Genomic DNA, 21,714 nt, shown 5'->3' on the forward strand with positions numbered 1-21,714 from the left:
TGTGCGCTCCTGTCAAAGATGAGGTGACACCATGCGTTGGGTGAACCGCCAGATTCCCCGGAGCCCGTCCGTTGTCCTGGGTGCGCTTCCGATCCTGCTGCTGATCCTGTGCTATCTGTTCTTGGCGGCGCAGCGCCACGCCGCCAATCCGATGGACAAGGTTCTGCCCCTGCCCGACATGATGGCGGCGGCCATGGCCAACCTGCTGTTCACGACGGATCAGCTCACCGGGCAGATCGTCTTTTGGGCGGATACGGTCGCCAGCCTCCAGCGGCTGGGACTGGGCCTTGGCATCGCCACGCTCTCCGCCCTGCTGATCGGCCTGCTGCTGGGGGTGCTGCCGCCCGTGCGCGCCACCTTCGGTCCGCTGGTGACAGCCATCGCCGTCATCCCGCCGATTGCCCTGCTGCCGATCCTGTTCATCGCGCTGGGCCTTGGAGAAACGGCCAAGGTCGCTCTCATCGTCATAGGGATCGCGCCCGTCATGGTGCGCGACATCGCGGCCTATGTCGCGCAATTGCCACGCGAACAGATCATCAAGGCGCAAACCCTGGGTGCGAGTTCGTGGCAGATCATCATCCGCGTCGCCCTGCCGCAGGCCATGCCGCGCCTGCTGCATGCCATGCGCCTGTCGCTCGGCCCCGCGTGGGTGTTCCTGATCTCCGCGGAGGCCATCGCGTCGGATGTGGGCCTTGGCTACCGCATCTTCCTCGTCCGGCGTTACCTGGCGATGGACGTCATCATTCCCTATGTCGCCTGGATTGCGCTGCTGGCGATCGTGATGGATGTCGTGCTGGTTGTCCTCAGTCGACGGATGTTTCCCTGGGCGCATGGAGCGGGTCATTGAACGCGCTCCTCAGCCTCAGCAATATTTGGGTCGAATATGGCGAGAAGATCGTCCTTGAGAATGTGACCCTCGATATCGAGACGGGATCCTTCGTGTCGATTATCGGACCGTCCGGAGCAGGGAAGAGCAGCCTGCTGCGCGTCATCCTGGGGCAGGAAGTGCCGACACGCGGACGCATGCTGCTGGAGGGTAAGCCACTGGCCGCCGAATGCGGGCCGGACCGCGGCGTGGTGTTCCAGCGCTATTCGGTGTTTCCGCATCTCTCGGCGTTGCGCAACACGGTGTTCGGGCTGGAATGCGAGAAGGCACCCTTGTCCGCACGGCTGTTTGGCAGCGCGCGCACTGCCGCCCGAACCGAAGCGGTCGAAATGCTGACCGCGGTCGGTCTGGGCGATTCCCTGCACCTCTACCCCGCGCAGATGTCCGGCGGCATGCTTCAGCGGCTCGCGATCGCGCAGGCGCTGATTAAGCGTCCGCGCATCCTGCTTCTCGACGAACCGTTCGGGGCGCTCGATCCCGGTATCCGGGTCGATATGCATCGGCTGATCACGCGTCTGTGGCGCGATTATTCCCTGACCATCATCATGGTCACGCACGACATTCGCGAAGCCTTTACGCTGGGTACGCGCGTCCTTGCGCTCGACAAGCGCCGCCATGATCCGCACGCGCCCAACCGTTACGGCGCGACCGCGATCTACGACCTTCCGCTTCACCGCGCCGACCCGCCATCGGACGATCCGGCCGACGACAAAGCCAGCAATCAACAAGCCGAAACCGGCCAACAGACCAAGGAGACGATCGGACATGAATAGCGAAATCGCCAGTCTGGCGAGGCTCAGCATCAGCCTTCCCGGCGATCTGTCGCGACAGCTCGACATCATGGTAGAGGAACGTGAGCTGCCTTCGCGCTCGCAGCTTATCGCCGAACTGATCCGCCACGCCCTTGCCGAGCATGAGGCGTTCACCCGCCCCGACGAGATGCTCGCCGGTACAATCACCATGGTTTACCGGGGCGATCGCGGGCGCGTGCGGCATCAGCTTGCCCAGACGCAGGCGCATTATCTGCGCGAAGTGATCTCCTCGCAGCATGTGTTTCTGGAGGACGACCAGTCGCTGGAGGTTCTGCTGGTGCAGGGCCCCGCGTTGCGGCTGAAAGATCTGTGCGATGCGCTGCGCCGCGTCCGTGGGGTGCATCAGCTTCACCTTATCACCACCACAACGCTGCTGCCTCCGCTCTACGAACAGGAAGACGACAAGAGGGCGGTGGCATGACCCAGACGCTCGCCAACCCGCACGCCGCTCGCGACCATGCCCGGGCGATGGCCGGGACGGTCGTCGAGGCCATGCCCGTGCTACCGCCGGTTGCCGACGACCTGCCGGACGACGTCGGGAACGACGATCTGGTCTGGGAGGAGACGATCGCAGCGGGCGGCTATGCCACGCGGCGGCTGACACGCGGCACGCGGCTTCGGCTGATCGACGTCAAGGGGGATGCCTGCGCCTCGATCCTGCTGTTCAATGCGGAGATGCCGACCGAACGGCTCAATGTCGCGGATACGGTCAAGGTACAGTGGAACGCCTATCTGGGCGCGGGCAAGCTGCTGCTGTCGGACATGGGCCGCGTGCTGATGAGCATCCTGACCGACGACGCGCAGACGCATGATGCATTCTGCGGACCATCCAATGCCGCCACCAACGCCGCGCGCTATGGCAATGGCGCGAACAGTGGTCCCTTTCCCAACGCCCGCGACCGCTTCCTGCTGGGCGCGGCCAAACACGGGTTGCAGCGCCGCGACGTCCATCCCAGCGTGACGCTGTTCAAGGGCACGACAATCGAGCAGGACGGCACGATCACGCCGCACATTGGCCCGTTCACACCGGGCCGAAGGGTCGTGCTGCGCGCGGAAATGGACCTGGTCGTCGTCATCGCCAATTGCCCGCATGTGCTGGATCCGCGCGAGACATGGACCGTCACGCCGCTGCGCGCGACGGCGTGGCGGGGCGCGGTCACGCCCGCAAACGACCCGATCCGCAACGCGACGCCCGAGGGGCTGCGCGCTTTCGAGAACGTCGAAGATTATTACCGCCGGTAAAAGGACAGACCTGCATGAGCGTTGATCCCCATATGTCCGGTCTGTCCGGCCCCGTGATTCACGACGAAATCGTGCCCGCCCGTGCGCCCTGGCTCTATCATGTCGGCGCAGGGCAGACGCTTCGCATTGTCGATCTGGAAGGCAATCAGGCCGTCGATTTTCTTCTCTACGCGGCCGAAGACGACGCCGAACGATACAGCGCGCAGGATACGGTGGCGGCGCAGGGCAACCTCTTCCTCCGCCAGGGCACCGTGCTGCGCTCGAACGAGGGCCGCCCGATGATGACCATCTCCGCGTCGGCGGTCGACTATCACGACACCATCGGCGGGGCGTGCTCCTGCGAGTCCAACACCCTGCGCTATGGCCACCACACCAAGGCCGAACATGCCTGCGTCGAAAACTTCCTGGAAGCCAATCTGCGGGAGGGTCGGGGCAAGCGCGACATCGTGTCCAACATCAACTTCTTCATGAACGTGCCGGTCGAGGAAGACGGCGCCCTGGGCATCGTCGACGGCATTTCCGCAGCGGGACTGACGGTCGACCTGAAAGCCGAAATGGATGTCATCGTCGTCGTTTCCAACTGTCCGCAGATCAACAATCCCTGCAACGGATTCAACCCGACCCCCGTGCGCATGATCGTCACCGCATGAGTTTCGACACGGTCCTTATCGCCAATCGCGGCGCAATCGCGATGCGCATCATCCGCACGCTGCGCACGATGGGGCTGCGCTCGGTCGCGGTCTATTCGGAAGCCGACGAATGTTCGCTCCACGTGTCCGAAGCCGACGAGGCCGTGTGCATCGGCGGAGCGCGCGCGTCGGAGAGCTATCTCAACATCGAGGCCATATTGGAAGCCGCGCGCAAGACGGGCGCCGGTGCTATCCATCCCGGCTACGGATTCCTTGCCGAAAATGTCGAATTTGCGGAAGCCTGCGCGGCGGCGGGGATCGTGTTTATTGGCCCGACGGTCGAAAATATCCGGACCTTCGGCCTGAAGCACAGCGCCCGTGCGCTCGCTGCCGCCCATGATGTACCGCTTGCTCCGGGCACCGACCTGCTCACCGACGAGGACGAAGCCGTCGAGGCGGCCCGCGTGATCGGTTTTCCGGTGATCCTCAAGGCGACGGCCGGTGGCGGTGGCATCGGCATGCGCGTGTGCGAGGACGAGGCCGCCGTGCGCGACGGATTTTCCGCCGTATCGCGACTGGGGCACAGCAATTTCGGCGACGCGGGGATCTTCCTGGAACGCTATATCCCGCGCGCGCGCCATATCGAGGTGCAGATTTTCGGCGATGGCGAAGGCCGGATCGTCGCCTTGGGCGAGCGCGACTGTTCGCTCCAGCGCCGCAATCAGAAGGTCGTCGAGGAAGCGCCCGCACCCCTGTTGCCGGACGCCGTGCGCGCCAGCCTGATCGCTGCCGCGACGCGCCTGGGGCAGGCCGCGAACTACCGATCGGCCGGAACCGTCGAGTTCCTTTACGACGCGCTGCGGGAAGAGTTCTTCTTTCTCGAAATGAACACGCGCCTGCAGGTTGAGCATGGCGTGACCGAGGAAGTGATGGGCATCGATCTGGTCGCGTGGATGATCCGGGGCGGTGCCGGAGACTTCGCGTTTCTCGACGCCGAGCCAACCCGCCCGAACGGCCATTCGATCCAGGTCCGCCTCTATGCCGAAGATCCCGCTCTCGACTACCGACCGACCTCCGGCACGCTGACGACCGTCCAGTTTCCCGAGGATATTCGGGTGGAGACCTGGGTCGTTGCGGGCAGCAGTGTGTCCATCTGGTACGATCCCATGCTGGCCAAGCTGATCGTTCACGCCCCCACGCGGGCGGAGGCCGTCACCGCCATGCAGGCCGCGCTGGACAGGACCCGGCTCGACGGGATGGAGACCAATCTGCGCTGGCTGCGGGATGTCGTCCGCTGCGAGCCCTTCGTCACGGGTGATGTCTCGACCCGCGTGCTCGACGGAATTACATCCCATCCGCGCAGCGTGCGGGTCGTCAGTGGAGGGACCGCAACCACCGTGCAGGACTGGCCCGGTCGTCTGGGCCTCTGGTCGGTCGGCGTTCCGCCCTCTGGTCCGATGGACGACCAGTCGTTCCGTCTGGGTAACCGCCTACTGGGCAATCCGGAAGGCACGGCGGGTCTGGAAATGACCATTACCGGGCCGACGCTGACCTTCACCGCGCCCGCGCACATCTGCCTGACCGGAGCCGATTTCGGCGCGACGCTGGATGGCGTCCCGGTTCCGCGCGGTCAGGCGATCCGCGTCGAGGAGGGCCAGACGCTGGCGACGGGCCGCGCGACGGGCGGAGGCCTCCGCGGATATCTGCTGTTTGCGGGCGGGCTCGATATCGCGCCCTATCTCGGCAGCCGCAGCACGTTCGAGCTGGGCCAGTTCGGCGGACATGCCGCGCGGCGGCTGCTTGCGGGCGATACGCTGCATCTCGGCGACGAGGCGACCACCACTCCTCTGCCCTCCGTCGCGCTCCCGGATCTCCCGACGGAATGGTCCGTGCGGGTGCTCTACGGCCCGCACGGCGCACCGGATTTCTTTACCGATGACGACATCCGCGCAATTGTCGAGGCGAGCTGGCAGGTCCACTATAATTCCAACCGTACCGGGGTCCGGCTGGTCGGCCCCAAGCCGGTGTGGGCGCGCGCGGACGGGGGCGAAGCGGGGCTTCATCCGTCCAACATCCATGACAACCCCTATGCGATTGGCGCTGTGGACTTTACCGGCGATATGCCGATTATCCTGGGACCGGATGGCCCCTCGCTCGGCGGGTTCGTCTGTCCGTTCGTCATTATCGCGGCCGACCGCTGGAAGATCGGCCAGCTCGCTCCGGGCGATACGGTGCGCTTCGCGCCGGTCGATATCGTACAGGCATCCGCCGCCGACGCGGAACAACGCCAGCTGATCGCGGTCGGCACGCCGGAGAGCCTCCGCCCCGCGTTGCCGATCACGGCATTGTCTCCCATCCTCGCCGAGATCGCGGGGGATACGGGCCGCCCCCGCACGGTCTATCGCCAGCAGGGCGACCGCAACATCCTGGTGGAATATGGGCCCATCGTGCTCGACATCGAGTTGCGCATCCGTGTCCACGCATTGATGACCGAACTCGACCGCATGGCCCTGCCTGGCGTGGTCGACGTGGTCCCCGGCATCCGCTCGCTCCAGCTTCATTTCGACGGCGTGCAGCTTGACCAGAGCGCGGCGCTGGCCGCGTTGATCGCTGCGGAAGAGCGGCTGGGTGACCTCGCCAGTTTCACGATCCCGTCGCGTATCGTCCATTTGCCGTTGAGCTGGCGTGACCCGGCGACGATCGAGACCATCGAAAAATATATGGGCACGGTCCGCGACGACGCGCCTTGGTGCCCCGACAATATCGAGTTCATCCGCAGGGTGAACGGGTTGCCCGATGCGGCGGCGGTCGAGAACCTGATTTTCGAAGCCAACTATCTCGTCCTGGGTCTGGGTGATGTGTATCTCGGCGCGCCGGTGGCCACCCCGGTGGATCCGCGCCATCGCCTCGTCACCACCAAGTATAATCCCGCCCGCACCTGGACCCCGCCCAATGTCGTCGGCATCGGCGGCGCCTATATGTGCATTTACGGTATGGAAGGTCCGGGCGGATACCAGCTGTTCGGCCGCACGTTGCAGGTCTGGAACACGCATCGCCAGACGGACGCCTTCATCGAGGGCAAGCCGTGGCTCCTCCGCTTCTTCGACCAGATCCGTTTCTACCCGGTAAGTGCCGAAGAACTGACCGAGTGGCGGCGGGACTTTCCCACCGGGCGGCGGTCGATCCGGATCGAGCCATCGGAGTTCGACCTCGGTCGCTATCGCGCCTTTCTGGCGGACAACGCCGCGTCCATCAGCGCGTTCGAAGCACAGCGGCAAACGGCTTTCGAGGAAGAACGCGCCGAATGGCAGCGCAGCGGCGAATTCGATCGCCTCGCCGATCCGGGGGACAGCGCGGCCGCGCCGGCGGAAACCATTGACGTGCCGGAGGGTGCCAATCTGGTCGAGGCGCCGTTTGGTGGCAGCGTGTGGAAGCTGCTGGTGGCAACTGGCGACGCGGTCAAGGCGGGTGACACGATCGCCATCATCGAGGCCATGAAGATGGAATGCGCCGTGCAAAGTCCGGGATCGGGAACCATTGCGTCCATTTACGTGCAGGAGCGACAGGCGCTTCAACCGGGAACGCCCATGCTGGCGTTGATCGCGGACGCATGACGGCGCCCCACGCCCGAAGCGCGAGTGCGATAGCCGATGCGGTCAACGCAGGGCGGATCAGCGCCCTCTCGGTCGCAGAGGACACGCTGGCCCGCATTGCCGCCTACGACGCGATCCAGCCGCAGATCTGGATCAGCCGGATAAGCGATGAGGACTTTCGCGCGGCAGCGCGCGCCATCGACGCGCGGATTGCAGCGGGGGAAAAGCTGCCGCTGGCGGGCGTCCCCTATGCGGCGAAGGACAATATCGACGTGGCGGGGCTGGAAACGACGGCCGCCTGCCCGGCATTCACCTACAGCCCCGACCGAAGCGCGACCGTGATCGAGCGGCTGGCGGAGGCGGGGGCCCTTTGCGTCGGCAAGACCAATCTCGATCAGTTCGCAACGGGGCTCAACGGGACGCGCAGCCCCTACGGAGCGCCGCGCAACGCCTATAACCTCGCCTATGTCAGCGGTGGGTCGAGCTCCGGATCCTCGGTCGCGGTGGCGGCCGGGCTCGTCGATTTCGCGCTGGGCACCGATACCGCCGGTTCGGGCCGGGTTCCCGCCGCGTTTCAGCATCTCATCGGCTTTAAACCCAGCAAGGGCCGATGGAGCAACCGTGGTCTGGTGCCCGCCTGTCGCACGCTCGACTGCATTTCGGTATTCACGCACGATAGCGCCGACGCCCGCCTGATCGACCAGGTGATCGCGGGATGGGACGCCGAGGATCCCTATTCGAAAGCTCAAGCGGACCGCGCGCGCGCGGTCCAGACGATCGGCGTCCCGCGTCGCGCACAACGGGCGTGGTTCGGCGACAGCGAGGCGGAATTCCTCTACGACACGGCGCTGGATGTCCTTGCCGGGCAGGCGGATGTGGTCGAGATCGACATAGGTTTTTTGCAGGAAGCGGCGACCCTGCTCTATGGCGGTCCGTGGGTGGCGGAACGCACGGCGGCCCTCGTGTCCATCCTTGCGCGCGATCCCGACGCGCTCGACCCCACCGTGCGCGCTGTGGTCGAACCGGGATTTGCGATACCGGCGGTCGAACTGTTCCAGGGCATCTACCGGCTGGCCGAACTCAAGCGGCAGGCCGACCAGATGTGGGAAGGGATCGACCTGCTCGCCTTTCCCACCACCGGAACGACCTATCGCGTGGCGGAAATGCTCGCCGCGCCGATCGCGCTCAACAGCAATTTGGGTTTCTACACCAATTTTGTGAACCTGCTCGACATGGCCGCCGTCGCGGTCCCGGCCGGCGTTCGCGAGAACGGCACGGGCTTCGGCATCACGCTGATCGGCCCGGCGGACACGGACCGTGCCCTGCTCGACGCGGCGGACGCCTATCGCGCGGCAGCGGATTTCCCACCTCTCCCACCCCTTGATCTGGAGGGCAGAATGCAGACCGTTAAACTCGCCGTCGTCGGCGCGCATCTCAAGGACATGCCCCTTCACTGGCAACTTACATCGCGGAATGCGACGTTCGTTGGGGCTTTCGAAACGGCGCCAACCTACCGGCTTTATGCCATGGCGGACAGCGTGCCGCCCAAGCCCGCGCTGGTCCATAGTGCGGACGGGGGAGCCATCGCGCTCGAAGTCTATGAGCTGGGCGTCGCGGAATTTGGCAGCTTCGTTGCCGACGTGCCCGCACCGCTGGCGATCGGTACCGTTACCCTCGCCGATGGCAGCAGCGTCAAGGGATTCGTCGCCGAACCACGGGCGGTCGACGGCGCGGAAGATATTACCCATCTGGGCGGCTGGCGGGCGTTCATCAACAGAAAGGCGTGATCATGCGGACATTTGGAGCGATGGCCCTTGCGACGGCCGCATGGTGCGGATCGGTTGTGGCCGCCCAGGCACAGGACGAACAGGTTATCGAAGTCGCGGGCTTCGCCGACTTTCTCGCGGTCGACGGTAACAGCGTGTGGGCGACCAACGAAGGGCGGGTCGAACAATGGACACGCAAAGGCAAGCGCGCCTCCGTCGCCATGACGAAACCATGCGGGGCGATGGCGCTATCGGGCCGTGACCTGTGGGTCGCCGATTGCCAGGAGAACGCGCTTGTCCGCATTGACACGCGCAGTGCGACGAAGGTCGCGACGATTCCGACCGGCATTGCCAACCCCAAGGGCGAACTCAATGTGGTGGCGGGGGCGGGATCGATCTGGGTGGCCAGCGACCAGAAGGGCGTCGTTTCCCGGGTCGACCCCGCGACGAACCGGGTAACGGCGTCGATACCGGTCAGTCCCGGCAGCTACTATCTCGCTTTCGGACAGGGCGCCCTCTGGGTGGTGAGCAGTGAGAGCGCGACCATTCAGCGCGTCGACCCGTCCACCAACACGGTTACGAAAACGACCGCGCTCGGCAAGGAACCCGGCTTTCTCGCCGCCGGCGAGGGCGCGGTCTTCGTTCAGGAGCAGGGCGACGGCACAGTGGCGCGCGTTGACCCCACCAGCGGCGAAGTATCCGGCCGGGTCAAGGTCGGCGCCGTGCTGAAATATGGGGACATCGACACGGGAGGCGGGCATGTGTGGCTGCGCACGACCGAAGATCAGACCTTCGTGATCCTCGATCCGCAATCGATGACCATTCGCAAACGTGTGGGCAAGGCGGAAGGCAGCGGCGCGCTGCGCTACGCGCGGAAGGGTCTATGGACCTCGGCGCATGATGTCCACACGCTCACCTGGTGGCCGAATCCCGCCAAATTAGCACGCTGATGTGCGCAGGACGTGAAGCCCGAGGCCGGGCTCCACGTCCTGCTTCATAAACAGAGTTCGATCAGCGAAGAGACGCGAGCTGCGTGGGCGCCTTGGCCGCAGCGACGCGCGTTTCGATCTGCGCGCGCACATCGGCGACCACAGCAGCGCGGCAAGCCTGCGCCTTGGCTTCCAGAGCGAGATGGACGCTGGAAACATGATCGCCACACACGGCACGCGCGGCCTGATCAATACGGATCGCAAGGCGCTGCTGGCCGTCGGCCGTCGCGAGGTCCAGTCCCTTGAGGTCAAGGACCGCCTTGTCTTGCGCGAAAGGGTTGTCGGAGGGGGCGGCGGAAGCCGAGGTTGCCACGGCAAGGGCGGCAAGCGCCAAGAGGCCAATCTTCATCTTAATCTCCTGCATGTGAATGGGGCGTCACTCTGCGGTAACTGACATCCACATAATGCCAGAAGATTAAAATAACAATATCGAAGGGTAATTTAGAAGATTATTACTAAGGCGATCTCCCGTTATTACTTGACGCTGACTATCAGCATGGCGAGGTTCTCATTGCGGGTCAGCAGTCCGATCGGCAGGGCGGCCTTGGCCGACAAGGCGCCCACCGAAACGGTGACCGTGCGGGCAAACGGCTCCGAGATCGCGCGAAGATGCGCGATCGGCACGCGAACGCGCCATTTCCTTGCACCCTCGACGGCGACAACATGACCGTTGAGGGCGACCGGAACCCTGGCGTCCGACCGGCGCCCCGAGACGAGCAGGCAGCTTTCGGTCCCACAGGACACCAGACGTGTAGCAGGATCCTGCGCGGCGATCGCCGGGGTGGAAAGGCAGGCGATCAGCGTGGCAGCCTTCCAGACCGCGCGGCGCATGGGTCGTGACACATCAATCCAGGGCAACACCCGCCTCCTCAAAAAATCGCCGCACAGGTTCCAGAACCTGGGCATGGCGTTTCCACCGCGCGACCGAATCGCGATAAATCGGTCGCCGCACCTGGGCGGCGCTCGGCGTCGAGACCGGTGCGGCGTTTGCATGGAAATCAAGGCACGCGTCCGACCAAGGAAGACCGCAATGGTCCAGAAGCCTGCGCGTCTGCCCCTCCTGATCGGCGATCAGCTCTTCATAGTGCAGCTCAAGCACACGACCGGGCAGGGCTTCGCGCCAGAAGGCGATCATCCGGTCGAACCGCGCATAATAGGCGGCGATGTCGAGAAGGTCGTAGCTGTAATCATAATAGCGCGACCCAACCGCGAACAGGTTGCGGAAATTGCTGAGGACCGTGTCCATCGGATGGCGGCGCAGGCAGACGATTTTCGCAGCGGGCAGCGCCCGGGCGATAAATCCGGCGTACAGGAAATTCCCCGGAAACTTGTCCGTGAATCGTGCCGCGGAATTGCGCCGATGGTCGCTGGCGCGCCGCAGATAATCGACGCCGATGTCCGCCATGCTGGCCCCCGCCGCCGCAGCGATGGTCGCCGGGTCCAAAACCGTCGGCGTGCGTGTCCCGGCCGCGCGCTTCACGGCGAGGGGCATGGCCTGCAACTCGCCCGCACTTTCCACAGCGGGGTGCGAGGAGAGAATGCGATCGACCAGAGTGGTTCCGGTGCGCGGCATGCCGATGATGAAGATCGGGTCGTCGGCGGGCGCATCGGCGTCGGAGACCGGCAACGGCCATGCGCCTTCGATCTGATCGAAGATGGCCGCGTCACGCGTGAAGCTGTAGTCGAGACGCTGGCGGTGCTCGGCATTCGCTGCGCAGAGCGTGTCGAGCGCCTCGGTCGGACGGTCGATGTCCTCCAGTTCCTTCGCCAGCGCATAGCCCAGCAGCAACCGGTCCCGCGGATCGCGGGCGGTGGGATACAGCCGGGCTAGCCGATCGACATGATTGCGCGCAGCGTCCTGTTTCCGCAGACTGGCAAGGAGGTGGTGCGCGCGTGCATGCCCCGGCGCCTGGGAAATCAGCGTTTCCAAGGCGGCGTCGGCCTCATCCGCCCGACCCAGAAAGTTGAGGGTAACAGCAAGGTTATAGCGGAATTCGCTGTTGTGGGGCTGCATCCGGACGGCTTGCATGAAATGACCGAGCGCCGCGGCGTGATCGCCCAGCCGTGCATAGACGCAGCCCATCGTATCGCGGCTCAGCGCGTCAGTGGGGAGCGCCCGCTCCGCATCCTGAAGGACCGCCGCCGCATCTCCGTCCTGCCGGACCAAGGTCAACATCCGCGCGAGCTGTGCCCGGTATTCGCCCTGCGGGTCCGCCGCCACGGCATCGCGCAGATACGCAATCCCGCCATGGACACGCCCTGCCTTCGCTTCTTCCATGCCGCGCAGAAAGAGGCGCCGCGCGCTGGCTGCTTTTTCCGTCATAGATGAGGGGGCAAAGGACCGTGGGATGACGATGCCGGAAGAACCGCGTCCGTCGGGATCGACCCGTGCGGCGCTTGCTCCCTTCATGCCGTAGCCGCCGGTCCGCTTCGGTCATCGCCGGAGCGATCCGACCCATTTTTGCGGGCCTTGTAACGGTCGATCAGTGGCTGGAACGGGAACAGCGTCTGCTCCCAGATCGACAACCGCCGCCGGTCGTCCTGGCCGACCAGAACACCCTCGCCTTCCCGATACGTCCCAAAGATGCGGTCGAGCAGGATGAGCGAGTTGCCGTAGTTGCAGCGGGTGTTTTCATAATCTGTCGAGTGATGCAGGCTATGGTGACGGATGGTGGTGAAGAAGAAGGAATACCAGATCGGCGGATCCGAGCGCACATTGGCGTGGGCGAACGTCGAAATCACCCCGGTGGTGTTGATCGCCGCGAATATGGCGGTCTCGTCGAGGTCGAACAGCGCGACAACGCTCAGGCTGATCAGGAAGAGCTCGATCGGATTGCCGACCGCGCCCTTGGCCGCATTGAGCTGAGTGATATGGTGGTGCGGAGCATGGGTCAGCCAGAACGGCGTCCAGTTGTGCATCAGCCGGTGCATCCAGTACTGACCGAATTCGATCAGGAACACCACCAGCAGGACCTGCACCAGCCATGGCAGGGACATCGCCCATTCCGTCGTGATGCCGAGCGAGGCCTTCATCGCTTTCAGCGGATCTTCGGCCATACGGATCGTGATCCAGCTTATCACCGTTGCACTGAGCACCGAATAATAGAGGTCGGTGACGAATTCCTGCTTGTTCATGCGCCAGCTGCTGTGCCGCTCATGAACCATCTCGAGCAGCAGGACCGCGATCACGATCAGCGGCGATGTGACCACCAGCGTCCACGGATTTTTCAGAAGCGCCTGCGGGCCATAATACCAGAACAGCCACACCATCCCGATCATCGCCGGTGGAATGACATTGAAGATCCGGTTCTTGAGGCTCGCTTCCATACCGCAACTCCTTCAGCGCGATCAGACTGCGCTGCACTGCGTCATAAAAGGAGGGGGTTTTTCATGATGAAAGGCATAGATTGGAACTATGCCCTGCGCTGCGCCCTCACCCTGCGGATGACCTCGTCCCAGAAGAGCTGCGTGGCGGTATCGCGCGCCGATCCCATGCGCGCCAGCAGGAATATATCATAGGCAGGCTCGGTATCCGCATGCAGCATGGGCCAGAGCCTGCCCTTAGCCACTTCACTTTCGGCGGCTAGGACCGGCAGGAATCCGATGCCGACGCCGTTGACTATCAGACGCCGTGCCTCATTGATGTCCTCGGCCAGCCCGCTCACCTTTGTTCCCAGCCGATACCGCCGCCGCAAATGGGTGATCAGTTCGATCTCGTCGTCGCCTGTCAGGACAAAGCCCTGGTCCTTTAACTCCCCGATCCGGCTGACGCGGTAGCCGAAATAGGGATTGCTCCGCGAGCAGTAGAGCTGCTGACGCTCGACCAGCAGCGGCTCGTACATCAAGCTCCCGCGAACGCTATGATCGTATCCGACGCCAATCTCGACCTCACCCTGTTCCAGCGCATCGAGCACCTGACGCCAGGGAGAAACGCGAATCTCGATGTGAATGGCGGGATTGCGGCGGTGGAAGCTGGCGATCGCCTCATCGAATTCGGCCGATATCAGGCCCGATATGATCTGGATGCGGACAATGCCTTCGACCTGCTTGGTGGCCTGCGCGATGTGGTGCGGCATCATCCGCGCCGATTCGAGCATATCTTCACACAGCGTCATCATCGCCTTGCCCGCCGCCGTCATTTCCACGCCCGTCGCCGTGCGGAGCAGAAGCGTGGCGCCGACATGGTCTTCGAGGCGCTTGAGCGCAGCGCTGATGCTGGGCTGTTGCCGGTTGAGCTGACGCGCGGCCGCCCCGATACCCCCCGCGCGCACGATATCGACAAAGGTGCGCATCAGGTTCCAATCGACCCGATTGGCGAATTTCTTGTCGATCAGTGGCGTGCGATCACTCAACGTCCCATGGTCCTGCTTCCGGCGCGCCCATCATGCGCCAGCCATAGATCAAATCAATGGGGAATGTAATGTTCCCAGATTTTTGATTATGCCCCGCCGCACAGTCGGGTGCGCTTTCTCGCCAACGCGCTCGAGTGAATCACGCAAGCCCTTGACGCAGGCGCCTGTTCGCACCCGCGTGTCGTTGTTCTGTGGGAAGGCTGCGGTATTATGTAGCAATTGCACCAAGCTATACGGGACTCCACAAATGATGGAGTTCGAGGCAAGGTGCTCCGATGATATTCAAGTATCTCTGGCTGTGTCTGAAGCGCGCTTCAGACAAGAGTGTGGTTCTTACGGACAGGCTCTCAATCCTGATCGTGCCGTTTTCGACGCTAGTCCTTTGGGGGACGGGCGCGGAAATGACTGACACTATTCAAGAAACACTGGCGCTTGGCGTCGCGATCACCGTCATGACGGTTGTCGTCCTGCGGCTTTTAGCCGCGCCATTTTGGATTTGGTGCGATGATCAGAGCGATAAGAAACGCCTGAATAGCGAACTCGAAAGACCCGAGCGAGAATCGGAGGCCGTTATGAAGGCGTTTTCTGTCGATCTCCGAAAACAGCTAAGCAATCAACTCGGCCGACTTGTTGCAATGACTCACATGTCGAGAGCCAAGTTGCCCTTTGGTGGGAAGCTTGACGAGGCGATGGATGAGTTTATGGAGCTGGACATCTCCGTCACGGCGTTGGCGTCACAGCTATCTTACGAAACGCCAACACGCGTTGCCGCCATCCAACTGCGTGACCACTGTTTTGACATCCTAACTGATAAGGAAAGGTCGAAGGATTTCTACAGCTTGCTGTGGGAGCACCGGAAGCTAACTTTTCGCATTATCCACGGCGAGCATCACATTAACGAAATGGTCTCGCTAATTGAGTTGGAGATACTGTTAGAAAAATTAGGAAAGTCGTTGAACTCCAAGAGCGCATCGGAGTCCGTGCAGAAGGCGGACACATTGATATCTGAATTGAAAGATATGTTCAAAGAGATCGGAGATCGGCTTTACGAGCCAGAAATCGCTGCTGCGTTACGGAGCGAGTTGAAGGGTGACAGCGCCAATAGCTTGAAGGCATTGGATAAGAAATACCGCAGTAAACTTTCCACGAGATAGCTTGTTACGGATATTCGGCTCGCTCTCGTGCACACCAATTGCCGCTAGCTTATCGACCAGCTGCGCGTAGCTCACATTCCGGCGCTTCAATTCGGCTTTTAGCAGGCCTTTGACGCGGCCTTCCCATTCCGCATTATCCGCCATGGCTAGCTGTCCAAATTGCCGAGATGACGACGACAAGGCACGCCATCATGATTGAGAACGTGATCGTTATCCGGCGGGTGGACTGCTTAAGCGCCTCCCTTAAATCCTCTTTGGTAGCTGGTCGGTTCATAACGTATCTCCTATGATTACAAAATCATCATATACGATACGTTTGCCATTGACAACAGTGCGTCTTTGTCATTATATGCAGTGTATAGGCACTACAAACGATGACACAGCACTTTCTCCTTTCGGCCCAAGCCCGCTCGATCAGCCTCAAGGCTGTTTTCAGCATGGGCGAAGAAAAGGCCTACGAGACGTTCCGCCAGATGCGCTGGCCGGAGACGGACGGGGAAGCTGTTTGCCCGCGTTGCGGCTGTCTCGAAACATACGACATCAAGACGCGCAAGCGGTTCAAGTGCGTTGCTTGTCATCACCAGTTTTCGGTGACTTCGGGCACGATCTTTGCCGCCCGCAAGATGAGCTACACCGATTTGCTCGCCGCCATCGTCATTTTCGTGAACGGTGCGAAGGGCGTTTCTGCGCTCCAGATGAGCCGCGATCTTGATTGCCAATACAAGACGGCGTTCGTGCTGGCTCACAAGCTGCGCGAGGCGATGGCACGTGAGCAGGAAGGCCGCGTTCTTAACGGTATCGTGGAAATCGACGGCGGCTATTTTGGCGGTCATGTGAAGCCGGAAAACCGGAAAGAGGACCGCAAGGACCGCCGTTTGAAGGCCAACACGTCCGGCAAGCGCCAGTGCGTTGTCATCATGCGCGAGCGCAAGGGCAAGTCCCTACCGTTCATCGTCCGCAACGAAGGCGACGCGGTCCCTTATGTGCGCGATCATGTTGGAACGCTGGCGACGATCTACGCCGACGAAGGTTCGGGTTGGGATGCTCTCCATGCCGGTTGGGACACGAAGCGTGTCAATCACTCTGTCGCGTTCATGGATGAAGGCGTGTGCACCAATCAGGCAGAAAGTTACTTCTCACGCCTGCGCCGTATGGAAGTCGGGACGCACCATCATATCGCTGGACCGTACTTGCACCAGTATGCGCGCGAGGCTTCATGGCGTGAGGATAACCGTCGCCGTCCGAACGGTACTCAGGCGGCTATGGTCGCAAGGGCCGCTATGGGGTCAACTATCAGCCGGAGTTGGAAGGGTTATTGGCAGCGTAGCGCTTAAACGCCCAAATTCAGGCTTTGCAGTTCCGCGAACTGCCGTTCTGGCACCTTCTTGTGGTTGGAAGAGGCTGAACCACTGCGGCCATCGTAAGACTGATAGCGATATTCAGGGGCCGGGGATGGCCTTCCCGGAACAACCCGCACACCACCACTGGCATTATTTTGGTCAGACATGATCTGTCTCCGTTGGGTTCAATTCCACTGGATAGTAGTGTTTCCTACGTATCCACTTAAATCCTTCATGTTTCGTTACGGTCGCAATATCGGTCGCACCGCCGACGATGTCTGCCTCAGGTAAGAAACGAAAGTACCGTTTGGTCAAGTCTACCATAAAATCAGCCAGATTAATTGCGTCCTGAACAGGCATCGCAGAGTGAACAAGCGGTGTTTGAAGACGTTGCCTAACTTGATCCAATAAAGGCTCGACCGTGGCCTGCGGAAGGCCAGCGGCAATGAGCGCATCGCCCATGGCGCGGTCGTAGCCAAGAATCAAGCGGTCGATTGCTTGAGGTTGTCCTCCCCAAGCGATGTGTCCGTCCTGGTCTTTGTCGGCCACGAGTTCCGGATCAAGCATCACGCTGTTTTGTAGGGTGAGTTTCCAAAGTTCGGCGTTGTCACAATTAGAGCCGTATCCACCCACCCAAAATTCCAATAGATTGGGGTTAGCAGGCGGAGGCTGAATTGCGGTGAAACGCTGACCGAAAAATTCTTTGGCGCGTATGGCTAGCTCTTCGATCGTGTAATTATCGGGGTCAATGGCATTGCCGCCGATCCCGGTTGTGATGATCCTGCGAAAATCTTTAGCAAGGTTGCCGATAGAGGCTGAGCCGATATGGCCCATGCCGCATGTCATCGCCGCAATTGGCTTACCTTTGTAAAGATTGAAAACTTTGTTGCCATGGTCATAGACATTATAGACCTTAGGCTGCCCGGCTGCATCGGTGCCGACCAAAGAAGAAGCGCTATCAGCCGCGAATACAAGGCAATCGTGCACCTTTACGGATACGCAAACCGTCATGAACCACCCCTTTACACCGTTTGAATCATAAATGAGTCTGCGAGTCAATTTGGCAAGGCGACCTTTTGCGCCGTTCCACCCACTGATTCAGAGATCAAATGCAATCCCAGGCTTACCCTTACTCCGCCACTGCGCGGGATACGTATCAGACGCCTCTACCGCCCTCCCACGATTATGACGCAGCGTTGAATCAATAGCGTTCTGCGTCTTTTGGAGTGTTGCGCTGTCTGGCTTGTCGATCCCGGCTTGTTTCAGAACCTCGGTCGCGATCTGGCGGACCGTCATAGCCGTTGTTGCCTTACGCAACACATCCAAGCCACGACGCCCACATGAGCCAAAGGGGATAGGAATAGTATGCGTCCATGGTCTTATCGGTGGCGTTTGCTCCGGTTCCCAATCCGAAGAAACTTCCCTGAGAAGCAGCGCGGCGCTTCCAATGAGAGCACCAAGTTTCTGAGCGCGTGCCTCCAGCTTTGGCAGTCTGGCTTGCTCCTGCTGGATGCGGCCGATCTGCGCCTGAATGTCCGCAAGCTCGCCAGTCAGGGCAGAATATTTCTTCCTGAGCGCATGCTGAAAATTGGTGAGGCCCATTCTCAGGCCATAGCAAATCGGCTACCCTGTAGGACAGCACTGCGTTGGTGCAGTTGCTACATAATGCCGGAAGGCTGGATGCCCGACGAGGATTCGAACCTCGATTGACGGAGTCAGAGTCCGCTGTCTTACCATTAGACGATCGGGCAATATGGGGCGGGCTGTATGCCTGGGGTGGAACCCTGTCAAGGGTTCACGGGACGCAGGCGGGCGCGAAAGCGGTGGTGGGGCGCTCCCTTGCGATTTTGGCCAAGAACGCCTAATCTCGCCGTCAAGTACCGGCGGCGCACTCGCGGCCGGAAAGCATAAGAGTGAGTTTAGGCATGGCGCAGCAATCCCGCCCATCGCCGCCTGTTTCGTCGCCGCCCGCTGCCGGGCCGTCGCGACCGCGCGGATCGCCCGCCCCACTGGCCGGGGGCACCGGGCGCTGGCCCAACCGCAAGAGTTTCGCCGCCATCGATCTGGGCACCAACAATTGCCGCCTGCTGATCGCCAAGCCGTCGGCGGACGGGTTTATCGTGGTGGACGCCTTTTCGCGCATCGTGCGGCTGGGTGAGGGGCTGGCGGTCAACGGCAAGCTGAGCGACGCGGCGATCGACCGCGCCATCGCGGCCCTTTCCGTCTGCGCGGACAAATTGCGCCGCCGCCATGTGACGCTCGCCCGCTCGGTTGCGACCGAGGCCTGCCGCCGTGCCTCGAACGGCCCCGCCTTCATCGAACGGGTGTACCGCGAGACCGGCATCGCGCTCGACATCATCTCGGCGGAGGAAGAGGCGCGGCTGGCCGTGCTCGGCTGCCACGCGCTGCTGGAGCCTGGCGATGGACCGGCGGTCATCTTCGACATCGGCGGCGGATCGACCGAGCTCGTGCTGGTCGACACCCACGGCCCCGCACCGCGCATCGTCGACTGGCTGAGCGCGCCGTGGGGCGTGGTATCCCTGACCGAGAGCGAACCGGCAGACCTTGCAAGCCCGGAGGAGCGCCGGGCCGCCTATGGGCGGATGCGCGAGCGGGTGGCCGACGCCTTTGCCCCCTTCGCCGTGCGCCTGCCCGATCGCTGCGGGGCGGAGCGGTTGCTGGGCACATCCGGCACCGTCACCACGCTTGCCAGCGTGCATCTGGAGCTGCCCCGCTACAACCGGCAGATGATCGACGGACTGATCGTGCCGAGCGCGTCAATGCGCGGCATTGCGCAGCGCCTTGCGGGCATGGCGCTGGCCGAGCGGCAGGCGCTGCCGAGCATCGGGACAGAGCGCGCGGACCTGGTCGTCGCGGGCTGCGCGATCCTGGAGGCGATTCTTGATATCTGGCCTGCCGAACGGCTGGGGATCGCCGACCGTGGCATCCGCGAAGGGATTTTGCGCGGCCTGATGGAACGCGGCGGATGACGCGCGGCACCGGCGCGGGGCGCGTGCGCGTGAAGACGGCGAAAGGCCGCACCGCGCAGTCGGTCCGCTGGCTCGAACGGCATCTGAACGACCCCTATGTCCGCCTCGCCAAGCAGCAGGGCTGGCGCAGCCGTGCCGCGTTTAAACTGATTGAGCTGGACGAGAAATTCGCGCTGGTGCGCAAGGCTCGGCACGTCGTTGATCTGGGCGCGGCGCCGGGCGGCTGGACGCAGGTGGTCCGCAAGCTGGCGCCCAAGGCGCAGATTGTGGGAATCGACCTGCTGCCGGTCGACCCGATCGAGGGCGTGACGCTCTTCCAGATGGATTTCATGGACGACGACGCCCCCGCGAAGCTGACCGACGCGCTGGGCGGCGCGCCCGACCTCATTCTCTCCGACATGGCGGCGAACACCGTAGGCCACGCACAGACCGACCATCTGCGCACCATGGGGCTGGTCGAGGCGGCGGCTTGGTTCGCCGTTGAAACGTTGGAAACCGGCGGCGCGTTCGTCGCCAAGGTGTTTGCAGGAGGCACGGACAAGGACTTGCTGGTCCTGCTCAAGAAGAACTTCACGACCGTCAAGCACGCCAAGCCGCCCGCCAGCCGCAAGGGATCGAGCGAATGGTATGTCGTCGCGCAAGGGTTCAAGGGCCGGAGCGCCTAGCCTTTTGGCCTTTGCGTACCGGCGCGTGCCTTATTCGTGGGCCGCGTGTCCTGCGTTGAGCGCTTCCAATATGTCGTCCACCCGCGCGGGATCGCCCACCGCGATGACATTACCATCGCTATCGGCCGAGAGGGGATCACCCGACCAGTCGCACATGCGCCCGCCTGCCCCCTCCACCACCGGCACCAGCGCCGCGAGGTCATGCAGTTTCAGGCCCGATTCCACCACGATATCGACATGGCCGGAGGCGAGCAGGGCGTAATTGTAGCAGTCCCCGCCCCAGACCGTGTCCCGGCAATCGCGCGCCAGAACGGAAAAATGCTCGCCCGTGCAGCCCGCGAACAATTGCGGTGCGGTGCTGGCAAGAATCGCATCGGAGAGCTGACGGCAGGCTCGGGTCTTGGCGGGCAGACCGTTGAGCGTCGTGGGTCGGCCGACCATTCCGGCCCAGCGCTCGGCCGCGATCGGCTGATCGATGATGCCCACCGTCGGCCACCCCGCCTGCGTCAGCGCGATCAACGTACCGAAGATCGGCCGCCCCGCGATGAAGCTGCGCGTGCCATCGATCGGGTCAAGGATCCAGACGCGCTCGGCATCTTCCCGCACCGCGCCATATTCCTCACCGATGATCCCGTCTCCGGGGCGTTCCTTTTCCAGAATCGCACGGATCGCCGCCTCGGCCGCCCGGTCGGCTTCGGTGACGGGGGAGGCATCGGACTTGTAATCCGTGTCGTAACGGGCGCGGAAGAAGGGGCGGATGGCGTTGCCCGCTGCATCGGCGAGGCGGTTGGCGAGGGCAAGGTCGTCTCGGCTGGTCATCCTCGCTTCCTTCCGCTTTTGCCGTTATAAGGCAAGGGCAAACGGACAAAGGCCCGACGATGTTCATTCCTCCCGGTTATTCGACGGTCTTTCCCTATTTTCTGGTGGCGGATGCGGACGGCTTCTGCCGCTTTCTGGTCGACGGGCTGGGCGGGGAAGAGATCGACCGGACGCTGGATGGCGAGCGGATCGTCAACGCGCAGGTCCGGATCGGCACCGGCACGGTGATGGTAAGCGAGGCGAGCGACGCCCTGCCCCCCATGCCCGCGAGCTATTATCTGTATGTCGCCGATGCCGACGGGGCCCATGGCCGGGCGCTTTCGGCGGGTGCAGTGAAAATCATGCCAGTGGCCGATCGCCCCTATGGCGACCGGCAGAGCGGCGTGCGCGATCCGTGGGGCAATATCTGGTGGATTTCCCAGCGGCTGGCCGAGGGGCCGTATCGCTGAACCGTCGCCCTTAAGCTCTGCCCTGTCC

General features: G+C 62.7%; 23 protein-coding genes and 1 tRNA gene. 13 read left to right on the forward strand and 11 right to left on the reverse strand.

Annotated elements, in window-relative coordinates:
- Window positions 1-31 precede the first annotated feature (31 nt).
- Genes FHS92_RS08950 through FHS92_RS08985 form a run of 8 tightly spaced genes read left to right on the forward strand, consistent with a single transcriptional unit; the run spans window position 32 to window position 9,878 of the window.
- Window positions 32-847, forward strand: coding sequence for an ABC transporter permease (locus FHS92_RS08950; protein WP_184079663.1), 816 nt, complete (start codon window positions 32-34; stop codon window positions 845-847).
- Window positions 844-1,659 carry an ATP-binding cassette domain-containing protein gene (locus tag FHS92_RS08955; protein WP_184079665.1) on the forward strand — a complete coding sequence of 272 codons (816 nt, stop codon included), beginning with the start codon at window positions 844-846 and terminating at the stop codon, window positions 1,657-1,659. Before FHS92_RS08950 ends, FHS92_RS08955 begins: the two co-directional genes overlap by 4 nt.
- Complete coding sequence (locus FHS92_RS08960) at window positions 1,652-2,119, forward strand: CopG family ribbon-helix-helix protein (RefSeq protein ID WP_184079667.1); 468 nt, start codon at window positions 1,652-1,654, stop codon at window positions 2,117-2,119. The genes FHS92_RS08955 and FHS92_RS08960 overlap by 8 nt, the downstream gene beginning before the upstream one ends.
- Complete coding sequence (locus FHS92_RS08965) at window positions 2,116-2,940, forward strand: urea amidolyase associated protein UAAP1 (RefSeq protein ID WP_184079669.1); 825 nt, start codon at window positions 2,116-2,118, stop codon at window positions 2,938-2,940. The genes FHS92_RS08960 and FHS92_RS08965 overlap by 4 nt, the downstream gene beginning before the upstream one ends.
- Before the next feature lie 14 nt (window positions 2,941-2,954).
- Entirely contained in the window at window positions 2,955-3,590 is a 636-nt protein-coding gene (locus FHS92_RS08970; protein WP_184079671.1) for an urea amidolyase associated protein UAAP2, read from the forward strand.
- Window positions 3,587-7,183, forward strand: coding sequence for an urea carboxylase (gene uca / locus FHS92_RS08975; RefSeq protein WP_184079674.1), 3,597 nt, complete (start codon window positions 3,587-3,589; stop codon window positions 7,181-7,183). Before FHS92_RS08970 ends, uca begins: the two co-directional genes overlap by 4 nt.
- Window positions 7,180-8,949, forward strand: a complete 1,770-nt coding sequence (gene atzF / locus FHS92_RS08980) for an allophanate hydrolase (RefSeq protein WP_184079676.1) — start codon at window positions 7,180-7,182, stop codon at window positions 8,947-8,949. The genes uca and atzF overlap by 4 nt, the downstream gene beginning before the upstream one ends.
- Before the next feature lie 2 nt (window positions 8,950-8,951).
- Window positions 8,952-9,878, forward strand: a complete 927-nt coding sequence (locus FHS92_RS08985; protein ID WP_184079678.1) for a Vgb family protein — start codon at window positions 8,952-8,954, stop codon at window positions 9,876-9,878.
- A 61-nt stretch (window positions 9,879-9,939) separates the two neighbouring features.
- On the opposite strand, the gene FHS92_RS08990 is transcribed toward FHS92_RS08985, so the two are convergent.
- The 5 genes from FHS92_RS08990 to FHS92_RS09010 form a co-directional block, all read right to left on the reverse strand.
- Window positions 9,940-10,266, reverse strand: a complete 327-nt coding sequence (locus FHS92_RS08990; RefSeq protein WP_184079680.1) for a UrcA family protein — start codon at window positions 10,264-10,266, stop codon at window positions 9,940-9,942.
- 125 nt (window positions 10,267-10,391) lie between these two features.
- Window positions 10,392-10,775, reverse strand: coding sequence for a hypothetical protein (locus FHS92_RS08995; RefSeq protein ID WP_246351882.1), 384 nt, complete (start codon window positions 10,773-10,775; stop codon window positions 10,392-10,394).
- Window positions 10,762-12,240: a tetratricopeptide repeat-containing sulfotransferase family protein gene (locus FHS92_RS09000; protein ID WP_246351921.1), complete on the reverse strand. Its 1,479-nt coding sequence runs from the start codon at window positions 12,238-12,240 to the stop codon at window positions 10,762-10,764. The genes FHS92_RS08995 and FHS92_RS09000 overlap by 14 nt, the downstream gene beginning before the upstream one ends.
- Window positions 12,241-12,323: 83 nt before the next feature.
- Window positions 12,324-13,244 (reverse strand): sterol desaturase family protein, encoded by a 921-nt coding sequence (locus FHS92_RS09005; RefSeq protein WP_184079684.1) that lies wholly within the window; start codon window positions 13,242-13,244, stop codon window positions 12,324-12,326.
- A gap of 86 nt (window positions 13,245-13,330) precedes the next feature.
- The gene (locus tag FHS92_RS09010; protein ID WP_184079686.1) at window positions 13,331-14,269 is read right to left on the reverse strand and encodes a LysR family transcriptional regulator; all 939 of its coding nucleotides are present in this window, start codon (window positions 14,267-14,269) and stop codon (window positions 13,331-13,333) included.
- A 275-nt stretch (window positions 14,270-14,544) separates the two neighbouring features.
- Here FHS92_RS09010 and FHS92_RS09015 point away from each other — a divergent pair, with 275 nt between their 5' ends.
- Window positions 14,545-15,423 carry a hypothetical protein gene (locus FHS92_RS09015; protein WP_184079688.1) on the forward strand — a complete coding sequence of 293 codons (879 nt, stop codon included), beginning with the start codon at window positions 14,545-14,547 and terminating at the stop codon, window positions 15,421-15,423.
- On the opposite strand, the gene FHS92_RS18740 is transcribed toward FHS92_RS09015, so the two are convergent.
- Window positions 15,340-15,567, reverse strand: coding sequence for a DUF6471 domain-containing protein (locus tag FHS92_RS18740; RefSeq protein ID WP_221230972.1), 228 nt, complete (start codon window positions 15,565-15,567; stop codon window positions 15,340-15,342). The genes FHS92_RS09015 and FHS92_RS18740 overlap by 84 nt on opposite strands.
- Before the next feature lie 230 nt (window positions 15,568-15,797).
- Between FHS92_RS18740 and FHS92_RS09020 the strand changes: the two genes are divergently transcribed.
- A complete protein-coding gene (locus FHS92_RS09020) occupies window positions 15,798-16,757 on the forward strand; it encodes an IS1595 family transposase (protein WP_184079690.1) in 960 nt (319 codons plus the stop codon).
- On the opposite strand, the gene FHS92_RS09025 is transcribed toward FHS92_RS09020, so the two are convergent.
- From FHS92_RS09025 to FHS92_RS09040, 4 genes are all read right to left on the reverse strand, one after another.
- Window positions 16,754-16,930, reverse strand: coding sequence for a hypothetical protein (locus FHS92_RS09025; protein ID WP_184079692.1), 177 nt, complete (start codon window positions 16,928-16,930; stop codon window positions 16,754-16,756). The two genes, FHS92_RS09020 and FHS92_RS09025, sit on opposite strands and share 4 nt — an antisense overlap.
- Window positions 16,923-17,774: a hypothetical protein gene (locus FHS92_RS09030; RefSeq protein ID WP_184079694.1), complete on the reverse strand. Its 852-nt coding sequence runs from the start codon at window positions 17,772-17,774 to the stop codon at window positions 16,923-16,925. Before FHS92_RS09030 ends, FHS92_RS09025 begins: the two co-directional genes overlap by 8 nt.
- Window positions 17,775-17,861: 87 nt before the next feature.
- The gene (locus FHS92_RS09035) at window positions 17,862-18,365 is read right to left on the reverse strand and encodes a hypothetical protein (RefSeq protein ID WP_184079696.1); all 504 of its coding nucleotides are present in this window, start codon (window positions 18,363-18,365) and stop codon (window positions 17,862-17,864) included.
- 75 nt (window positions 18,366-18,440) lie between these two features.
- Window positions 18,441-18,514, reverse strand: a tRNA-Gln gene (locus FHS92_RS09040).
- Window positions 18,515-18,688: 174 nt separating this feature from the next.
- Between FHS92_RS09040 and FHS92_RS09045 the strand changes: the two genes are divergently transcribed.
- Together FHS92_RS09045 and FHS92_RS09050 are read left to right on the forward strand one after the other, a co-directional pair.
- A complete protein-coding gene (locus tag FHS92_RS09045; protein ID WP_184079698.1) occupies window positions 18,689-19,753 on the forward strand; it encodes a Ppx/GppA phosphatase family protein in 1,065 nt (354 codons plus the stop codon).
- Entirely contained in the window at window positions 19,750-20,418 is a 669-nt protein-coding gene (locus FHS92_RS09050) for an RlmE family RNA methyltransferase (protein ID WP_184079700.1), read from the forward strand. The genes FHS92_RS09045 and FHS92_RS09050 overlap by 4 nt, the downstream gene beginning before the upstream one ends.
- Before the next feature lie 30 nt (window positions 20,419-20,448).
- On the opposite strand, the gene hisN is transcribed toward FHS92_RS09050, so the two are convergent.
- Window positions 20,449-21,237: a histidinol-phosphatase gene (hisN, locus tag FHS92_RS09055; RefSeq protein WP_184079702.1), complete on the reverse strand. Its 789-nt coding sequence runs from the start codon at window positions 21,235-21,237 to the stop codon at window positions 20,449-20,451.
- Window positions 21,238-21,296: 59 nt separating this feature from the next.
- Here hisN and FHS92_RS09060 point away from each other — a divergent pair, with 59 nt between their 5' ends.
- Window positions 21,297-21,686 carry a VOC family protein gene (locus FHS92_RS09060; protein ID WP_184079704.1) on the forward strand — a complete coding sequence of 130 codons (390 nt, stop codon included), beginning with the start codon at window positions 21,297-21,299 and terminating at the stop codon, window positions 21,684-21,686.
- Window positions 21,687-21,714 lie beyond the last annotated feature (28 nt).

Source organism: Sphingobium subterraneum (genome assembly GCF_014199435.1).
In the GTDB taxonomy this organism is placed as follows: domain Bacteria; phylum Pseudomonadota; class Alphaproteobacteria; order Sphingomonadales; family Sphingomonadaceae; genus Sphingobium; species Sphingobium subterraneum.